This is a genomic window from Allobosea sp., assembly GCF_017308015.1.
Taxonomy (GTDB): Bacteria; Pseudomonadota; Alphaproteobacteria; order Rhizobiales; family Beijerinckiaceae; genus Allobosea.
Genome location: NZ_JAFKFW010000007.1, coordinates 139,683 through 158,356, shown reverse-complemented (window position 1 = coordinate 158,356; position 18,674 = coordinate 139,683). Strand labels below are relative to the sequence as shown.

Below are 18,674 nucleotides of genomic sequence, written 5' to 3'. Positions count from 1 at the left end.
TGCGCACGGGGGAGAAGCGGAGGGCGGTTGCGGTCGGTCACCCCGCGATCAACCTGCCAGGACCACGACTTTCGCGCCTGCAGCGACGCGGCGATAAAGATCGATCACGTCCTGGTTCATCATGCGGATGCAGCCCGACGAGACGGCCTCGCCGATCGTCTCGGGTTCGTTGGTGCCGTGGATGCGGTAAAGCGTATCGCGGCCATCCTTGAATAGATACAACGCCCGAGCACCGAGCGGGTTATCCGCACCGCCCTTCATCCCGCCTGCCCATTTCGCATATTTTCCGGGCTCGCGCCGGATCATGTCGGGTGTCGGCGTCCAGTTCGGCCATGCGCGCTTGGTCGCGACATTGGCTGATCCTGACCAGGCGAGGCCCTCACGGCCAACACCGACGCCGTAGCGCAAGGCCTTCCCGCCTTCCTGGACGAGATAGAGGAACCGGTGCTTCGGATCGACGATGATGGTTCCCGGCGTTTCCTTCGTCCGATAGTCGACGAGCTGGCGCAGATTGTGTGGACGCAAGTCCTCGAGCGAGACGGCCGGAACATGAAAAGGCTCGCCATCAACCTCGCCGTAGCGCTCGATGTCGAGCGCGCTGAAGCGCGGAGCGGGTGCAGGCTCGGGGCGCTGGGCCATTGTGGTGCATCCGGCGGTCACGGCAAGTGCCAGTGCCACGGCGAGCCCACGCAGCGGAAACACGGATGAAGCCATTTCCGGTCGTCCCTACTCGCCGGCCTGCTTCTTGTCGCCGGCCTGTTTCTTGCGGGCGTCGGAAACGACTTGCTTGAAGCCTTTGTAGTCCAGCGTCGAGGTGCGGAACGGCCCGACCAGATAGGTTGGCGTTCCCTGCAACCCGAGGGAGTCGGCCTGGGCCATGGTGCGCTTGAGCAGGGCGAGAATCTTGTCGCCGTGGCTATCGAGGTCGGCCTGGAGCCTTGCGAGGTCAAGCCCGGCTCCCTTGATCGCTGCCGAGATCTGCTGCCTGGTGAGCCTCCCTTTGGTCGCCATCAGCGCATCATGCGCTTTCTGGTAGCCGCCCTGGTACGCCGCGGCGAGGGCGAGCTGGGCGGCATAGACCGAGGTTTCGGCGATGACCGGCCAGTCCTTGTAGACGAGCCGAATCTTGCCGTCCTCCTTGACCACACGGGCGAGCTCGGCGGCCGATGTCTTGCAGAACGGGCAGTTGTAGTCGAGGAAGGCGACGATGGTGACGTCGCCACCAGGATTACCGCCGACGGGCGCCTCGGGATCATTGAGGATGGCATTCGTATCGATCTGGCTGTCCTGCGCCAACGCCAGGCTCGGGAGCCCTGCGGCGAGGAAAGCGAGTCCCCCCAGAACGGTGCGGCGGTCATGATGCATGGTTCTGCGCCTCTTCGATGTCCGGCTACGCAGCGCCGACGGTGGCGCGGCATCTGCGGGTCTCTTGCGGGTATCGGGCATCGACTTCCACCAGCTTAAGGCAGCCTTAAGCTGCGAAAGACAATCGGCGTCGAGGGAATGAAATGCGCGTTCTGATCGTCGAAGACGACCCCATCCTGGCCGACGGGCTCACCGTCGGCCTGAAGCTCCACGGTATCAGCGCGGAGGTCGTCGGTTCCTGTGCCGACGGCCGGCATGCGCTGGCTGCCGGCTCTTTCGACGCCATCGTACTCGACATCATGCTGCCGGACGGCTCGGGGCTCGACCTGGTCGACAGCCTGAGGACGGAAGGCGAGCGGCGGCCGATTCTTCTGCTTACGGCTCTCGACGATACGCGAGACCGGATCGCCGGACTCGACCGCGGGGCGGACGACTACCTGGGCAAACCCTTCGATCTCGACGAACTCGCCGCACGTCTGCGCGCGATTGCCCGGCGCGGCGAGGGCAGAGCTGCCGCCACCATCGCCGTGGCCGGGCTCGTTCTCGATCCCGCGAGCCACGAGGTCGCGCAGGATGGCGTCAGACTCGACGTAACGCGACGGGAATTCGCCATCCTGCGCGCGCTCGCCGAACGACCCGGCACGATCCGCTCACGCGCCGAACTGGAAGAGCGCCTCTATGGCTGGCAGGAGGATGTGGAGAGCAACGCGATCGAGGTGCATATCCATAATCTGCGCCAGAAGCTCGGCCGCGAACGGATCGAGACCGTGCGCGGCGTCGGCTATCGCCTGAGGGGCGCGCCGTGACGTCGCTGCGTGCCAGACTGTTCCTCATCCTTGTGGCCACCACCGGCGTGATCTGGCTGGCGGCGACGATCTGGATCTATCTCGGCACCAAGCGGGAGCTGGAGCATGTTCTCGATACGCGTCTTCAGGAGGCCGCCCGCATGGTTTCCTCGCTGGTCCGGGACGATGGCGGGGCGACCGGGGATGCGATTGCGGCGGCGCCGTCAGCCAACGCCGGTGGCTACGCGCGGCAGCTTTCCTGTCAGATCTGGTCGCTGGGCGGACGTCTCGTGGCGTCCTCCGGCACGGCTCCGGCAGAACGGCTGACCGAGGCGCGGGAAGGATTTTCGGACAGCGTCGTCAATGGCGAGACCTGGCGTGTCTACGCCATCGAAGATGAGGCGAAAGGCGTTCGCGTGCTGGTCGGCGACAGGCTCGGGCTGCGCGAGCGGCTCGTCCAGGATCTCGTCTCGGGTCTCGTCGTGCCGATTCTGCTCATTCTGCCACTCTTTGCCGGACTGATCTGGCTGAGCATCGGGCGCGGCCTGGGGCCGCTGAAACAGATCGCGGCAGACCTCAAGGGCCGGGCACCCGACGATCTCGCGCCGGTGCGCGCCGAAGCGATAGACGAGATCCGCCCGGTCACCGACGCGCTGAACGGCTTGTTCCGGCGGCTCGGAGCCGCCTGGCGGCACGAGCGCGAGATCACGGCCTTCGCTGCACATGAGCTGCGAACACCGCTCGCCGGCATCCGCACCCAGGCCCAGGTCGCTCGGGCGGCGACGGAGCCTGCCATGCGCCTTTCCGCTCTCGACCAGATCATCGCCGGCGTGGATCGGACCGGCCGGCTGGTGAGTCAGTTGCTCGCGCTTGCGCGCCTCGATGCGGGGCTCGCCGAGCCGACGGCAGGGCGCGTCCTGGTCGGGCCACTCCTGCGCGAGATCGATCGCGAGCGCCTGCGAAAGGATCTCATCGTCGAGATCGATCCGGAGCTCGATGCCTTTGCGATCACCGGGGCTTCCGACATTCTCCGGCTCGCGTTGCGCAATCTGCATGAGAATGCCTGCGGATACAGCCCGCAGGGCGGATGTGTCCGCTGGCGACGGATAAGTCAGCGCACCATCGCGGTCGAAGACCAGGGGCCCGGCATTCCCCCAGACGAGCTGTCCCTGGTCACTCAGCGCTTCTACCGAGGCCGCGGGCACATCCAAAATGGCAGCGGACTGGGCTTGGCGATAGCGGAGGCCGCGCTTGCGCATATCGGTGGCGGTAAAGTCGCGCTGGAAAACAATGTCGGTGGCGGACTGAGAGCGACCGTATCGGTTCCGGTCGCTCCGGGAGAGCCCGGGCCAGACGACAGGGAGCCCATAGGGGACCGGCACCGGGGCGCAGGCCCGTAAGCAATGACCGACGTTCGCTGCAATGCGGATGCTCACGCGTGGAGATGAACACCAACTGCCCGGCTGCGCGCTTAATCGCCGGGCGGCATATGGCGCGATAGGCGCATTCCAAGGCGCGTCGCGGGTCGCTCTTTCCCCATCGAAAGATGTGGCCGCCTCTTGACCGTTTATGATGCATCATAATATGATGCATCATAATTCGACGTCTGGAAGCAAGCAGCCGAGAGGCTTCCGGCAGGGGCTTTCAGCTTACGCGAGGTCGACGACAAGGCCAGGTAAATTAGAGTCGAAAACAGCAATTTGCGAATAATCGCAAATAATAAAAAATAATCCGGAGGAAATCAGCATGTTTCAATTGACGCGACGCGGCGCGCTCGCCGCTGGCCTTGTGCTTGCCGCAACAGGCGGCGTAACCGCTCAGGAAACGCCGGTCAAAGGCGGAATACTGAATATGATCGCGCAGCCCGAGCCTCCCATGCTGATGGTCGGCCTCAACACGCAGGGTCCCACTCTGTATGTCGGCGGGCAAATCTATCAGAGCCTCCTCACTTACGGCAAAGACCTGCAGCCGCTGCCGTCCCTGGCCAAGTCCTGGGCCGTTTCGCCGGATGGCCTGACCTATACCTTCACTCTTCAGGACAACGTCAAATGGCATGACGGAAAACCGTTCAGCGCCGACGATGTCGTGTTTACGGCCGACAAATTCCTGCGCGAGTCGCATCCGCGCTGGCGCCTGATCGCGGCGACCTATGTCGAGAGCATCACCGCACCCGCCCCGAACCAGGTCGTCTTCAAGCTGAAGAAGCCGTTCTCGGCGTTTCTCTATGCTTTCGAGCTGAGTTCCTTCCCGGTCATCCCGAAGCATCTCTACGACGGCACGGATTACCGCACCAATCCCGCCAACCAGACGCCGATCGGCACGGGCCCGTTCAAGCTCAAGGAGTGGAAGCGCGGCTCCTATATCCACCTCGTCCGCAACGAGGATTACTGGAAGCCGGGCAAGCCCTATCTCGACGAGCTCTATTTCCGCATCATCCCGGATGCCGCCTCCCGCGCGGTCGCCTTCGAGAAGGGCACGGTCGACGTGCTGCGCGGCGGCGATGTCGAAGGTTTCGAGGTTCGTCGACTGGTCAAGCTGAAGGATGTCGAGAGCACGACCAGCGGCTGGGAGGTCTATGGCCCGCTCGTCTTCATGCAGCTGAACCAGCGCAAGATGCCGTTCTCGGACAAGAACGTGCGCAAGGCCCTGATGCATGCGATCGACCGCGATTTCATCGTGAAGAACATCTTCTTCGGCCTGGGCAAGGCCGCTACCGGTCCGTTCGCGTCGACGACGCTGTATTACACGCCCGAGGTCACGGCCTATCCCTTCGATATGGCCAAGGCCAAGAAGCTGCTCGCCGATGCGGGAATCAACCCGGCTGACCACAGCATCAAGCTGATGCCCTTGCCCTATGGCGCGGCCTGGGACCGGATGGCCGAGTACATCAAGCAGCAGATCTCGCAGCTCGGTTTCAAGATCGACATTCAGGGCGTGGATGCCGGCGGGTGGTCCCAGAAGCTCGCGGATTTCGACTTCGACATGACCTTCAACTTTACCTATCAATATGGCGAGCCGGCCCTCGGCGTGGCCCGCCACTATCTGTCGGGCAACGTCGTCAAGGGCACGCCCTACGGCAACAACCAGAACTACCTGAACCCGAAGGTGGACGCGCTGCTGGCTGAGGGAGCGAGCGCGGTCAGCAAGGATGTCGCCACCAAGGCCTATGCGGAAGCGCAAAAGATCCTCGTCGACGACGTGGCGCTGAACTGGCTCTACGAGATGCAGAACGTCACGATCAACCGCAAGAAGGTAAAGAACCTCGTCAATACCGGTATTGGCCTGAACCAGTACATGGACGAAGTCTGGATCTCCAAGTAAGCGCGCCGATCACGTCCGGACCGGCGTCACGATGCCGGTCCGGCCCTACGCCATGCGGCCGTCGGGAGAATAACCTTGAAATCACTCGATTTCGTGTTTCAACGCCTGCTCAAGGCGGCCTTCGTCGTGCTCGGCGTGGTCATCCTGAACTTCCTGCTTATTCACATGGCGCCGGGCGATCCGGCTTCGGTGCTGGCCGGGGAGGCGGGAGCGGGCGATGCCAAGTACATTGCCCAGCTACGTGCGCAGTTCGGCCTGGACCAGCCGCTGTACCAGCAGCTCTTCACCTATCTGAAGGGCGCCGTGACCGGCGACCTCGGCTTCTCCTACCGCAACCAGCTCCCGGTAATGACCCTGATCCTCGACCGGCTGCCGGCGACGTTGCTGCTGACCGGGTGCGCCTTCGTGTTCTCGCTGGCGCTCGGCATCATGCTCGGTGTCGTCGCCGCCTATCGGCGCGGCAGCGTCACCGACAGCGCGGTCATGACCGGTGCCCTGATCTTCTACGCCACGCCGCTGTTCTGGGTCGCGCTGATGGCCGTGCTGGTGTTCTCTCTGCATCTCGACTGGCTGCCGCCCTTCGACATGGAAACCATCGGCAGCGGCTATAGCGGCTGGGCCCGGGCGCTCGACATCGGGCACCACCTCATCCTGCCCACCGTCACGCTCGGCCTGTTCTTCACCGCGATCTATACGCGTCTCACCCGCGCCTCGATGCTCGAGGTGATGTCGCTCGACTTCGTCAAGACCGCTCGCGCCAAGGGCGTCCCCCAGGCGCGGATCATCCGGCGGCACGTGCTGCGCAATGCGATCCTGCCGGTCTTCACCTTCGCCAGCATGCAGGCCGGGCAACTCGTCGGCGGCGCCGTGCTGACGGAAACCGTGTTCGCCTGGCCCGGCATCGGGCGCCTGATGTTCGATGCGCTCCTGCAGCGCGACTATCCGGTGCTGCTGGGCGTCTTCCTCGTCACCGCAGCGGTCGTGGTCTTCGTGAATCTCGTCTCGGACCTGCTCTACCGCTTCGTCGATCCGCGCATCGAAGCCGCAAGCTGAGGATCGCAGTCGTGAAATTCTTCCAACGCTACGCCAAGAACTACGGCGCTCTCATCGGCCTCGGCATCCTCGTCGTCGTGGCGATCGTCGCGCTCGCCGCCCCCCTGCTTTTCCCGGTCAGCCCCTGGCAGAGCGTCGGCGATCCGCTGCTGGCGCCGTCCGAAGATCCGGCTTTTCCGCTCGGCACCGACATGCTCGGGCGCGACATCGCCGCCGGTCTCGCCTATGGCGCACGCGTCTCGCTGCTCATCGGCCTGATCTCGACGGCGGTCGCAGTCGTCATCGGCGTCTCCATCGGGGCTCTCGCAGGCTACTACGGTGGCCGGATCGACGACGTGCTGATGCGCTTCACCGAGTTCTTCCAGACCATCCCGGCCTTCGCCATGGCCATCGTCCTGGTGGCGATCTTCAATCCGAGCATCACCTCGATCACGCTCGCCATCGCGATCGTCTCCTGGCCGCCCGTGGCGCGCCTTGTCCGTGGCGAGTTCCTGAGCCTGCGTTCGCGCGAGTTCGTTCAGGCCGCAGTGGTCATCGGCCAGAGCGGTCCGCGCATCATGTTCACCCAGATCCTGCCCAACGTGATCTCGCCGATCATCGTGACCGCCTCGCTCATGGTGGCGACCGCGATCCTGACCGAGAGCTCGTTGTCGTTCCTCGGCCTCGGCGATCGCAACATGATGAGCTGGGGCTTCATGATCGGCGCCGCTCGCACGATGCTGCGCGAAGCCTGGTGGATGAGCGTTTTCCCGGGCGTCGCCATCCTGCTGACCGTGCTGGCGATCAACCTGATCGGCGAAGGCCTCAACGACGCGATGAATCCGCATCTGCGCGGGCGGAAGGACTGACATGACAGGCCGCTCCACCCCTCTGCTCCGTGTCGAGAGCCTGTCGATCCCGCTGCCGGCCGGTCTCGATCGCGCGTTCGCCGTCGAGAACATCTCCTTCGATCTCCAGGCCGGCGAGATCCTCTGCATCGTCGGCGAATCCGGCTCCGGCAAGTCCCTGACCGCCAATGCCATCATGGGGTTGCTGCCGCGCTACCTGCAGCCGAGCGGCGGGCAGATCCTGTTCAATGGCCAGAATCTGCTCGCCATGAGCGAAGCGGAACTGGAGACCCAGCGCGGCCGCGCGATGGCGATGGTGTTCCAGGAGCCGCTTTCGGCCCTCAATCCGCTGATGAAGGTCGGGGATCAGGTCGCCGAAGTCCTGGAGGTCCATGGCGAGAAGAACGCGGCGGTCCGCGAGCGCCGCGTGCTCGAGCTGTTCGAGTTCGTCGGGCTTCCCGATCCCGCGACGTTGCGCAACGCCTATCCCTTCCGCCTCTCGGGCGGGCAGCGCCAGCGCGTGATGATCGCGATGGCGCTGGCACTCGAACCGGCGCTGCTCATCGCCGACGAGCCCACGACCGCGCTCGACGTCACGACACAGGCGCAGATCCTCGCCCTGATCCGCAAGATCCAGCAGGCGAAGGGTATGGGCGTGATGTTCGTCACCCATGATTTCGGTGTGGTCGCCGATATCGCCGACCGCGTCGCGGTGATGGAGCGCGGCGTCATCGTCGAGCAGGGCCCGGCCGCGGAAATCCTCAATCGGCCGCAGCATCCCTATACGCGGCGCCTGATCGCCGCCGTGCCCCATCGCGAGGACAAGGGCGTGGCTGCAAGCGCGACCGGCGCCGAAGGCGCGCGGCTGCTCGAGGTCAAGGGACTGCGCAAGGTCTATCGCAGCGGCGGCGGGTTCTTCTCCAGGCCGCGCGTAGTCAATGCCGTCAACGACATCAGCTTTAACCTCCGGCGCGGCGAGACGCTCGGCATCGTCGGTGAATCCGGCTCCGGAAAATCGACGCTCGGGCGCTGCCTGCTGAAGCTCACGGAAATCGACGCCGGCGAAATCCTGTTCCATGGCAAGGATATCGTGCCGCTTTCGCCCAGCGCCTTCCGCCCGCTGCGCCGGCATATCCAGATGATCTTCCAGGACCCGTTCGCCTCGCTCAATCCGCGCCAGACGGTCGGGCGTATCCTGACCGACGGCCCGACGGCCAACGGTGTCTCCCAGGCCGAGGCGGAGAGGAAGGCGCGCGAGCTGCTGGAGCTGGTTGGACTGGAGGCCTCCGCCTTCGATCGCTATCCGCAGGAATTCTCCGGCGGGCAGCGGCAGCGCGTCGGGATCGCCCGGGCCCTGGCGCTGGAGCCGGAACTGCTGGTCGCCGATGAAAGCGTCTCCGCGCTCGACGTCTCCGTCCAGGCGCAGATCCTGACGTTGCTGCAGGAACTCCAGAGCAAGCTGAACATCGCGATCATCTTCATTACCCATGACCTGCGCATCGCAGCGCAGATCTGCGATCGCATCGCCGTGATGCATCGCGGCGAGATGGTCGAATACGGGCCGCCGGAGCAGATCTTCGACGCGCCGCGGCACGCCTATACGCAGCGTCTGATCGCCGCCATCCCCGGCTCCCACTGGAACCCTCGCCTCGCAGTGCTGGACGAGGCTGCGCCATGAGGTGCGGCGCAGAAGCGCGCCGACCGATGATGTGATCAGGACGACAGGAGCAAGGCGCCATGCGAGCATTCTTCCATCCGGACCAGAGCCTGCACGATCCTCAGCAGTTCATGCAGGTCGGCCGCATCCGCGAGCCCAAGGACCTGCCGAGCCGGACCGAGGCGCTGCTGGGCGCTCTCAGGCAGCGGGGCATCGCGACGGAGCAACCTTCCGACTACGGGACGGCGCCGGCGCTGGCCGTCCACACGCAAAGCTATCTCGATTTCCTGGAGAGCGCCTTCGAGCGCTGGCGGCAGGTGCCGGAGGCCGGCCCCGAGGTCCTTCCCAACGTTTCGCCCTATTGGAACGGCCGACCGGACATGGCGCATCGCCGGCCTTGTCGTTCCAACTGGATCGTGGCCGAAGCCGGCTACTATCTGGGTGACATGGCGGTGCCGATCGGCCCGAACACCTGGCGGTCGGCTCTGCGCTCCAACCATACTGCTGTCGCGGCAGCGGACGCCGTGATCGCCGGCGAGACGACGGCCTATGCCCTGTGCCGCCCCTCAGGCCACCATGCCCGCGCCGACCGGGCCACCGGCTTCTGCTACCTCAACAATTCGGCCACCGCGGCCGAGCGTCTGCGCCAACGCTTCGGCAAGGTCGCCGTGCTCGATGTCGACGCCCATCACGGCGACGGCACGCAGGAAATCTTCTACCGCCGCAACGACGTGCTGACGGTTTCGATCCATGTCGATCCCAACAGCTACTATCCATATTACATCGGCTACGCGGACGAGCGCGGCGAGGGGGAGGGCGAGGGCTGCAACGTCAACCTGCCGCTCGCGCCAAAAGCGGACGACACCGCTTTCCATCAGGCGGTGGACCGAGCGCTCGCGACGGTGCGCGAGTTTGGCGCCGAGGCGCTCGTCGTGGCGCTCGGCTACGACAGCCACCGCGAAGACCCGATCGGCCTGCTCGACGTCTCGACCGCGGGCTTCCGCGGCATTGGCGAACGGGTCGGCGCCGCGGGACTGCCGACCGTGATCGTTCAGGAGGGCGGCTACCAGATCTCGGTCATCGGGGACTGCCTCGGGGAGTTCCTGGACGGGCTTATGACCCGCTGAAGCCATCCTCATTGCTTGCCAAGGAGTCGAGACAGATCATGACGCATAATCTCCAGTTCTACATCGACGGTTCCTGGGTCGCTCCGACGGGCGGCGCTACGCTCGACGTCGTCAATCCGGCCACCGAAGAGGCCTATGCGCGCATCGCCATGGGCGAGCGCGCCGATGTGGACAAGGCCGTCGCAGCCGCACGGCGCGCCTTCGCCTCCTATTCGCTCACCAGCCGGAAGGAGCGGGTGGAACTGCTGAGCAACGTCATCGCCATCTACAAGAAGCGCTATGACGAGATGGCGGCCGCCATCTCCGACGAGATGGGGGCCCCGCTCGGCTTCGCGCGGGATGCCCAGGCGGCTGCGGGTCTCGGCCACCTGTCGCAGGTTCTGGAGGTGCTCAAGACCTATGAGTTCGACGAGATCATCAACCGGACGCTGGTTACCCGCGAGCCGATCGGCGTGTGTGCCTTCATCACGCCGTGGAACTGGCCGATGAACCAGATCACCTGCAAGGTCGGCCCGGCGCTCGCCACCGGCTGCACCATGGTGCTGAAGCCCAGCGAAGTGGCGCCCATGTCCGGCCTGCTCTTCACCGAGATCATGCACGAGGCCGGCGTCCCGGCCGGCGTCTACAACATGGTCAACGGCGACGGCCCTTCGGTCGGCGCCGCTCTGTCGTCGCATCCCGATGTCGACATGGTCTCGTTCACCGGCTCGACCCGGGCCGGCATCGCCGTGGCGCGCGCCGCGGCCGACACCGTGAAGCGTGTTGCGCAGGAACTGGGCGGCAAATCGCCGAACATCATCCTGCCCGGCGCCGATCTTGCCAAAGCTATCACGCATGGCGCGCGCCAGTGCTTCAGCAATAGCGGCCAGTCTTGCAACGCCCCGACGCGCCTGCTGGTGCCGCGGGACCAGCAGGAAGCGGTGATCGAGATCGCACGAAAGGTCGCCGAGCAGACAGTCGTCGGGGATCCGCGTGATGCGGCGACAACGATCGGGCCGGTCGTCAGCAAGGTACAGTTCGACAAGATCCAGGCGCTCATCGAAGCCGGCATCGCGGAAGGTGCCCGCCTGGTGGCTGGTGGGCCCGGCCGCCCGGAAACCCTCAACCGCGGCTACTATATCCGCCCGACGATCTTCGCCGATGTGCGTAACGACATGACGATCGCACGCGAGGAGATTTTCGGCCCCGTGCTCTCGATCCTGCCCTACGACACCGAGGCGGAGGCGATCGCCATCGCCAACGACACGGTCTACGGGCTTTCGAGCTATGTTACCGCGGGTAATCTCGATCAGGCACGCAAGGTGGCACGGCAGATCCGCGCCGGCATGGTGCATCTCAACGGGGCTCCCGGCGATCTCGCCGGCGCCTTCGGCGGCTACAAGCAGTCCGGCAATGGCCGGGAATGGGGCAGGTTCGGCTTCGAGGACTTTCTCGAGACCAAGTCGATGTTCGGCTTCCAGGCTGCCTGAGATCTGGCCGGGGCGGGGGCCGACATCAGCCCTCGCCCCGCAAGGCCAACGCTAAGCAGGCCGGACAGCGCCAAGCTTATGGGGACCTCATCGTGAATTTCGAGCATCGAGGCGGGGGCCAGAACAGTCTCGGCGGCAGCGTGTACCAGCAGATCGCCGAGGCGCTGACCAAAGGCGCGCTGAAACCCGGCGACCGTCTCAAGATCCGCGATCTCGCCCAGCAGGCGGGCACCAGCGTGACGCCCGTGCGCGATGCGGTCCTCCGGCTGGTTCACGAAGGGGCGCTCGCACTGAGAAGCCCGCGCGACATCCGCGTCCCGAACCTGCCTGAAGAACGTTATCTCGAAATCCGCCTGATCCGCCTGAAGCTCGAGGGGCTCGCGGCGGAGAGAGCCGCCATGAACGCGACACCGGCCGATATCGCGAGGCTGGAACGGCTGACCGAAGACAACGAGCAGGCCCTGGCATGCAAAGAATTTTCGCGCGCGACGGCGATCAACCAGATTTTCCATTTCGAGCTGGCCGAGATCGCCGCCATGCCGACCCTGCGAGGCATCCTGCAGAATCTCTGGCTCCAGATGGGGCCTGTCATCGCCGCGGCCTATGCAGATGGCGGACGAACCATGATCGAGCATCACTACCACGTCATCGAAGCGATCCGGCGCCATGAGCCACAAGCGGCAAAAACGGCGATCCGTGAGGATATCCTCGCCGGAGGCGGCGTCATCCTCAACAACCACATCCTGATCCCGCCCGACAGCCCGGACCCGCAGTCCTAGCCGCGCGCGCACCGAACCTCCCGATCATGCGGCGACGAACCTGCCGATGGCCCTCCCGAGGCGCCGGCTGCAAGGAACGCACGGTCAAGATCAACACCGATGCATCGCCAATCAAGACCCCGCGGCGACGCATCCAGGAAGCCTTGCCATGACGATCAGCCAGATTGCGGACACAAGCGTCCTTCTCGACACGGCTTCGCCGGCGCTGTCGCTGCACGACGTCGAGCGCATGGCCCATGATGTCTTCGGCCTTGCCGGCGAGGTCCGCGAGCTGACCGGCGAACGTGACCGCAACTACCATCTGCGCCACGGCGAGGCGCACTACGTGCTGAAGGTCAGCAATCCTGCCGAGGATCCGCAGGTCATCGATTTTCAGACAAAGGCGCTGCTCCACATCGCGGCCGTCGATCCCGGCCTGCCGGTCCCCCGCCTCATGCGCACCCGTTCCGGTGCCGCCGACTGGCTGCTCGAGGACCGGGACGAGGCGCCGCGCCTGGTTCGGGTGCTGTCGTTCCTGCAGGGCGTCCCGATGCACAAGGTCGCCCCCGGCAAAAGCCTGCAGCACGATCTGGGGCTTCACGCAGCCCGCCTGGACCTCGCACTGCGCGGCTTTTTCCATGCCGGAGCCGGGCATGAGCTGATGTGGGACCTGAAGCACGCCAACACCGTGCGCTCCCTGCTGGCGCATATTCCCGATCCGGCACAGCGCGCGCTGGCGGAGCGCATGCTCGATCGGTTCGACCTGTACGCGATGCCCCGGCTGGGGGGCCTGCGGGCACAGGTGATCCATAACGATCTCAATCCGCACAACGTGCTGGTGGCGCCGGACGATCACGGCCGGGTCGTCGGGATCATCGATTTCGGCGACATGGTCCACGCGCCAATGATCAACAACCTGGCTGTAGCCGCCGCCTATCAGGTCTCTGAAACCGGTCATCCGCTGGAGATGGCGGCGGAGATGATCGCAGCCTATCATCGGCTCGTGCCGCTGGAGCCCGTCGAGCTCGACCTCCTGTTCGATCTCATCACGACGCGCATGGTTCTGACCGTGGCGATCTCGGGCTGGCGCGCAGCCCGCTACCCCGAGAACCGCGACTATATCCTGCGCAACAACCTGCAGGCCTGGGTGCGCCTGGCCCGCTGCGACGCGTTGGATCGGGCGGAAGCCCAGGCCTATCTGCGCCAAGCCTGCCGGTTGGAGTGAAGACGATGACGATGATCAATGCCTACGACCCTGCCGCCGCCCATGCCCTGGCCGAGCGCGAGCGGGAGATGGTCGACCGCCGCCGGCGCCTGCTTGGCCCGGCCTACCGGCTCTTCTATGCCGATCCGGTGCATGTGACCCGCGGCGAGGGTGTCTGGCTCTACGATCCGGAGGGGCGCCCCTATCTCGACGTCTACAATAATGTCGCCTCGGTCGGGCATTGCCATCCGCATGTCGTGGCCGCACTTGCGGAGCAGGCCGGGCGGCTCAACACTCATACGCGCTATCTCGGCGAGACGGTCCTGGACTATGCCGAGCGGCTGCTCGGCTATTTCCCGCCGGAGCTCGGCCATGTCATGTTCACCTGCTCCGGCAGCGAGGCCAATGACCTCGCCTTCCGTGTCGCCCGGGCCCATACTGGCGGCACCGGCTTCATCATCACGCAATTCGCCTATCACGGCGTCACCAATGCGATCGCCGAGATGTCCCCGTCGCTCGGCGCGGGCATGGAGCTCGGTCAGGATATCTATCGGGTGCCCGCTCCCGACGCGTACCGCAATCCCGACGAAGATATCGGCCGCATCTTCGCAGATCATGTCCGGCAGGCGCTGGCTCAGATGCGGGCCGACGGGGTCAGTCCGGCTGCGCTTCTGGTCGACACGATCTTTTCCAGCGATGGCGTGTTTGCCGATCCACCAGGCTTCCTGCGCGAGGCTGTCGAGGCCGTGCGCGAGGCAGGCGGCGTCTTCATCGCCGATGAGGTCCAGCCGGGCTTCGGGCGGACGGGCGATGGCATGTGGGGTTTCCAGCGCCACGGCGTCGTCCCCGATATGGTCACGCTCGGCAAGCCCATGGGCAACGGGCACCCCATCGCGGGCATGGTCGCGCGGCCGGAGGTGCTCGCACGCTTCGGCGAACGCCTCCGCTATTTCAACACCTTCGGCGGCAATGCAGTCTCGGCCGCCGTCGGCATGGCGGTTCTCGATGTCATCGAGCGCGAAAATCTGATCGAGAATGCCGCGACAGTCGGAGCCCATCTGCGCAAGGGGCTGGAAACCCTGGCTCAGCGGCACCTCATTATCGGCGATATCCGTTCCGCCGGCCTGTTCGTCGGGGCGGAACTGGTGCGCGACCGTGCGACGCGCGAGCCGGCGGCCGAAGAAGCGGCGCGCGTCGTCAACGGATTGCGCGCCCGGCGCGTTCTCATCAGCGCGGCGGGACCGACCGCAAACGTGCTCAAGATCCGACCGCCGCTCGTCTTCTCGAAGGAGAACGCCGACCTGTTCCTCACCGCGCTTGACGATGTGCTGACGGACATCACCGGCTGATCGGGTCCGTCCCGGGGGCTGATCCTCCGCCGTTCCAAGGCAAGGATCGGCGCATAACGAGCGACTGTTCGGGAACCGCGGGGGGCATCCGCCGATCGGTTCATATCCGTGATCGACCCGTATTCCGGAAGCTTCTGCCAGACACCAGAGGCGCGGTCCGGGTTTTGATCACATCGAATATCTATCGAACTTCCTATCCGGAGGCCTGAGCATGAACGTGCACAACAACGTAAGACCAAATATGGCGCGCCTTTGGTCGATGCTCATGCGCTCGGCTGAAATTGGGGCAACTCCCGGTGGCGGCCTGAACCGGCTCGCCCTGTCCGACGATGACGCGACCATGCGGCGCCAGTTCATCGATTGGTGCGTCGAAGCAGGTTGCCGGATCCAGATCGACGGGGTGGGCAATATTTTCGCTACTCGTGCGGGACGTGACCCTTGTGCAAAGCCGGTGCTCGTGGGCAGCCACCTGGATACTCAGGTTCACGGCGGCCGATTTGATGGTATTCTCGGCGTTTTGGCAGGGTTGGAGCTCGTCCATACGCTGAACGAGTTCGCGATCACGACAAAACATCCGATCACCGTCGTGAACTGGACCAATGAAGAGGGCGCGCGCTTCGAGCCGCCGATGATGGGCTCTGCGATCTTCACGGGCCACCGGACACCGGACTATGCATGGGCCCGCACCGACAGACACGGGGTCACTCTGGGCGAGGAACTCGACAGGCTCGGCTTCAAGGGAACCGACACGCTCACTCCCGATCTCTTCGATAGCCTGTTCGAACTGCACATCGAACAAGGGCCGCGGCTCGATGCAGAGAAGGTGCCGGTTGGCGTCGTAACCGGAGCCTTCACCGTGCACGGGCATGTGATCCAGATTCGCGGGGAAACGGGCCATGCGGGTCCGACACCGATGCCCAGCCGCCGAAACGCCCTCGTCGCCGCCAGCCTCGTGATGCTCGCCGTCGACGAGATCGGCTGGCAGTTCCACGGCGAAGAGGGCAAGTCGACCACCACGCGTCTCAAGGCCGAGCCCAACCTGCTTGGTGCAATCCCGAAATTTGTCGAGCTGAACTGCGACATGCGCCACCCGACCGCTGCCGGCGCAGACGCGATGATTTCTGCCTTCAGAAAGCGGCTCCCCGAACTCGAGGAGCGATCCCGCTGCTCCATCGAGGTTACCGAAAGCTGGACCTACGGGGGCGTGGAGTTGGACAAGACGTGCACCGATCTGGTTCGATCTGCCGCCGCACGCTTGGGTTATGCAACGAAAGACTTGCTGACCGAGGCAGGGCATGACGCGCTTCACACCGCGAGCGTTCTACCGGCCACGATCATTTTTACCCCTTGCGAAGGGGGAGTGTCGCATAACGAAAAGGAAAACGTCACGATTGCGGATATCGAGCCCGGCATGAACGTCTTGCTTCAAGCCGTTCTCGCGCGAGCCAAACTGGCCGAGTGATGCTCCCGGTGCGGTATCGTGCCTGGCGATGCGAGAGCGCTGAACCGTCGAGAGAAGCGGCCTGACGGTTCACCCCCGCCGAGATGTCCGAGCCAGAGCGGTTCCGCGATGATCCGAAACACGGAGCCGCTCTGCTTTCGTCTCAATGCATTTTCTTCATGCGAACGGGGCATTTCGCGCGAAAACGCTCCAAGCTCCCGAAAAAGTGCCGTGAGTCGGAGGACAAAGCCGAAAAGCGAAATGAAAAGAAATGGTAGCGGGAGAGGGACTTGAACCCCCGACACGCGGATTATGATTCCGCTGCTCTAACCAGCTGAGCTACCCCGCCACAGGGTCGAAGCCGGCAAGCCGGCTTGTCTTCGAGGCGCGATATAGGCGTCGCGCCGGGGCCGCGTCAAGCCTTGGATTGCGTGTTATCGGCAGAAGCACGCTTGCGCAGCCGGACGACCTTGAAGTAGCCGCGCCCGACATGGACTGTCTCGTAGCGGCCCGTCGCCTTCGCCCAATCGGTCAGGCGGCTGACCTTGAAGTCGGAGCTCCAGCCGATCGCCTTCGACAAGGGAGCAACCGCGCTCCAGAACGGCGCGAGCGGGCCGCCATCGTCGACGAGGCGGCTGGAGATGATGATCTCGCCGCCGGGCTTCAGGACGCGGTCCATTTCGGCCAGAGCCTGCTCGGGATTCGGAACGAGCGTGATGACGAATTGTGCGGTGACGGCGTCGAAGCGTTCGTTGCCGAAGCCGAGCCGGCAGGCATCCATCACCATCAGTCCGCGGACATGGTCGAGCTTCTGATTCAGGACCTTGCGATGGGCGACCTTGAGCATGTCGAGCGAGAGATCGGCGCCAAGCACGCGTGAATCCGTCGTGAAGTAGGGCAGGGTGAGGCCGGTGCCGACGCCGATCTCGAGGATGTCCCGCCCGCAGGCACAGGCCGCTTCCACCGCTTCGCGCTGCGGGCGCGCCAGCATGCGCTGATAGATCCGGTCGTAGAATTTCGCCCAGGTCGCATAGACGCGCTTCTGGCCGTCGAGATCGTAGGTCACCGGCATGAGTCTGGGGTCCGAGCGGAAGAGCGAGCCTGAGCCTGAGTGGTCAGGACAGGGCGAGAGCGGCCGGCACGCAGGCCGCCGACACAGTGAGCGGGCGCCGGAGGATGGTGCCGCCGCCGAGGACGCGGGAGCCGGGCCCGGCATCGGCATAGATCACGCAGGCCTGGCCCGGCGAGACGCCCTCCTCGTCGCTGGCGAGTTCGATGCGCAGGCCGTCCTCGTCGCGGAAGAGGCGGGCCTCGCGCGGGGCGCGGGTCGAGCGGACGCGGACGGCGACGTCGAGCCCTTCCGGTGGCAATGCATCGAGCGAGGTCTCGCCGATCCAGTTAAGGTCGCGCAGGCGAATCTCGCCCACGCTCAGGGCCTCGCGCGGGCCGACGATGACACGGGCGGCGTCTGCGTCGAGGCGCAGCACGTAGAGCGGCTCGCTCGCGCTGATGCCGAGTCCCTTGCGCTGGCCGACGGTGTAATGGAGCACGCCGTCATGATGGCCGAGGATGCGGCCGTCGAGATGGACGATGTCGCCGGAGCGGGCGGCGCCAGGCTTCAGCCGCTCGATGACCTCGGCATAGCGGCCGTTGGGCACGAAACAGATGTCCTGGCTGTCGGGCTTGTCGGCGATGGCAAGGCCGAGCTCGGCTGCGAGCGCTCGGGTCTGCGTCTTGTCGATATGTCCGAGCGGGAAGCGCAGCAGGTCGAGCTGCTCCTGCGTCGTCGCGTAGAGGAAATAGCTCTGGTCGCGGCTCGAATCCGCGGCGCGGAACAGGCCGCGATGGCCGGTGCCGAGATCGCGGCTGAGCACGTAGTGCCCGGTCGCCAGCGCGTCGGCGCCGAGTTCCTTCGCCAGATCGAGGAGGTCGCGGAACTTCACCGTGCGGTTGCACTCGACGCAGGGGATCGGCGTCTCGCCGGCCAGATAGCTCTCGGCGAAGCGCTCGATCACCGCATCGCGGAAGCGGCTTTCGTAGTCGAGCACATAATGGGGTATGCCGATGGCCTCGGCGACGCGGCGTGCGTCATGGATGTCCTGCCCGGCGCAGCAGGCTCCGGCGCGATGAACGGCGGCGCCATGGTCATAGAGCTGCAGGGTGACGCCGATGACATCATAGCCCTCGCGCTTGAGCAGGGCGGCGACCACCGAGGAATCGACGCCGCCGGACATCGCCGCGACCACGCGTGTCGCCGCGGGCGGCTTGGCGATGTCGAGGGAGTTGCGGAAGGGCGCGGTCATACTCGGTTGTGTCGT

The 18,674-nt window shown here is 65.1% G+C and carries 16 protein-coding genes and 1 tRNA gene; 12 read left to right on the top strand and 5 right to left on the bottom strand.

The window, feature by feature from the left end; all coding sequences use genetic code 11:
• Window positions 1-48: 48 nt before the first annotated feature.
• Both J0I42_RS08585 and J0I42_RS08580 read right to left on the bottom strand, forming a co-directional pair.
• A complete protein-coding gene (locus J0I42_RS08585) occupies window positions 49-714 on the bottom strand; it encodes a L,D-transpeptidase (protein ID WP_291654404.1) in 666 nt (221 codons plus the stop codon).
• Between the two features lie 12 nt (window positions 715-726).
• On the bottom strand, window positions 727-1,365 hold the full coding sequence (locus J0I42_RS08580; RefSeq protein ID WP_291654403.1) for a DsbA family protein: 639 nt from the start codon (window positions 1,363-1,365) through the stop codon (window positions 727-729).
• Between the two features lie 143 nt (window positions 1,366-1,508).
• On the opposite strand from J0I42_RS08580, the gene J0I42_RS08575 reads away from it, so the two are divergent.
• The 12 genes from J0I42_RS08575 to J0I42_RS08520 all read left to right on the top strand — a co-directional run bounded on the left by J0I42_RS08575 (window position 1,509) and on the right by J0I42_RS08520 (window position 16,377).
• Window positions 1,509-2,171: a response regulator gene (locus tag J0I42_RS08575; protein ID WP_291654402.1), complete on the top strand. Its 663-nt coding sequence runs from the start codon at window positions 1,509-1,511 to the stop codon at window positions 2,169-2,171.
• The gene (locus J0I42_RS08570; RefSeq protein ID WP_291654401.1) at window positions 2,168-3,550 is read left to right on the top strand and encodes an ATP-binding protein; all 1,383 of its coding nucleotides are present in this window, start codon (window positions 2,168-2,170) and stop codon (window positions 3,548-3,550) included. The genes J0I42_RS08575 and J0I42_RS08570 overlap by 4 nt, the downstream gene beginning before the upstream one ends.
• Window positions 3,551-4,001: 451 nt before the next feature.
• Entirely contained in the window at window positions 4,002-5,471 is a 1,470-nt protein-coding gene (locus J0I42_RS08565) for an ABC transporter substrate-binding protein (protein WP_291654400.1), read from the top strand.
• Between the two features lie 75 nt (window positions 5,472-5,546).
• Window positions 5,547-6,524 (top strand): ABC transporter permease, encoded by a 978-nt coding sequence (locus J0I42_RS08560; protein ID WP_291654399.1) that lies wholly within the window; start codon window positions 5,547-5,549, stop codon window positions 6,522-6,524.
• Between the two features lie 11 nt (window positions 6,525-6,535).
• Entirely contained in the window at window positions 6,536-7,372 is an 837-nt protein-coding gene (locus J0I42_RS08555; RefSeq protein WP_291654398.1) for an ABC transporter permease, read from the top strand.
• Between the two features lies 1 nt (window position 7,373).
• Window positions 7,374-9,029: an ABC transporter ATP-binding protein gene (locus J0I42_RS08550; RefSeq protein WP_291654397.1), complete on the top strand. Its 1,656-nt coding sequence runs from the start codon at window positions 7,374-7,376 to the stop codon at window positions 9,027-9,029.
• 59 nt (window positions 9,030-9,088) lie between these two features.
• Window positions 9,089-10,135, top strand: coding sequence for a histone deacetylase family protein (locus J0I42_RS08545; RefSeq protein WP_291654396.1), 1,047 nt, complete (start codon window positions 9,089-9,091; stop codon window positions 10,133-10,135).
• Window positions 10,136-10,173: 38 nt separating this feature from the next.
• Window positions 10,174-11,604 (top strand): aldehyde dehydrogenase family protein, encoded by a 1,431-nt coding sequence (locus J0I42_RS08540; protein ID WP_291654395.1) that lies wholly within the window; start codon window positions 10,174-10,176, stop codon window positions 11,602-11,604.
• A 92-nt stretch (window positions 11,605-11,696) separates the two neighbouring features.
• Window positions 11,697-12,383, top strand: a complete 687-nt coding sequence (locus tag J0I42_RS08535) for a GntR family transcriptional regulator (RefSeq protein WP_291654394.1) — start codon at window positions 11,697-11,699, stop codon at window positions 12,381-12,383.
• Window positions 12,384-12,429: 46 nt separating this feature from the next.
• Window positions 12,430-13,587, top strand: a complete 1,158-nt coding sequence (locus J0I42_RS08530) for a phosphotransferase (RefSeq protein WP_291654393.1) — start codon at window positions 12,430-12,432, stop codon at window positions 13,585-13,587.
• A 5-nt stretch (window positions 13,588-13,592) separates the two neighbouring features.
• A complete protein-coding gene (locus J0I42_RS08525; protein ID WP_291654392.1) occupies window positions 13,593-14,915 on the top strand; it encodes an aspartate aminotransferase family protein in 1,323 nt (440 codons plus the stop codon).
• 211 nt (window positions 14,916-15,126) lie between these two features.
• Window positions 15,127-16,377, top strand: coding sequence for a Zn-dependent hydrolase (locus J0I42_RS08520; RefSeq protein WP_291654391.1), 1,251 nt, complete (start codon window positions 15,127-15,129; stop codon window positions 16,375-16,377).
• 251 nt (window positions 16,378-16,628) lie between these two features.
• Here J0I42_RS08520 and J0I42_RS08515 read toward each other — a convergent pair.
• From J0I42_RS08515 to mnmA, 3 genes are all read right to left on the bottom strand, one after another.
• A tRNA-Met gene (locus J0I42_RS08515) sits at window positions 16,629-16,705 on the bottom strand.
• A 66-nt stretch (window positions 16,706-16,771) separates the two neighbouring features.
• Entirely contained in the window at window positions 16,772-17,428 is a 657-nt protein-coding gene (locus tag J0I42_RS08510; protein ID WP_291654390.1) for a class I SAM-dependent methyltransferase, read from the bottom strand.
• 43 nt (window positions 17,429-17,471) lie between these two features.
• Window positions 17,472-18,659 carry a tRNA 2-thiouridine(34) synthase MnmA gene (gene mnmA, locus J0I42_RS08505; RefSeq protein ID WP_291654389.1) on the bottom strand — a complete coding sequence of 396 codons (1,188 nt, stop codon included), beginning with the start codon at window positions 18,657-18,659 and terminating at the stop codon, window positions 17,472-17,474.
• Between the last annotated feature and the right edge of the window lie 15 nt (window positions 18,660-18,674).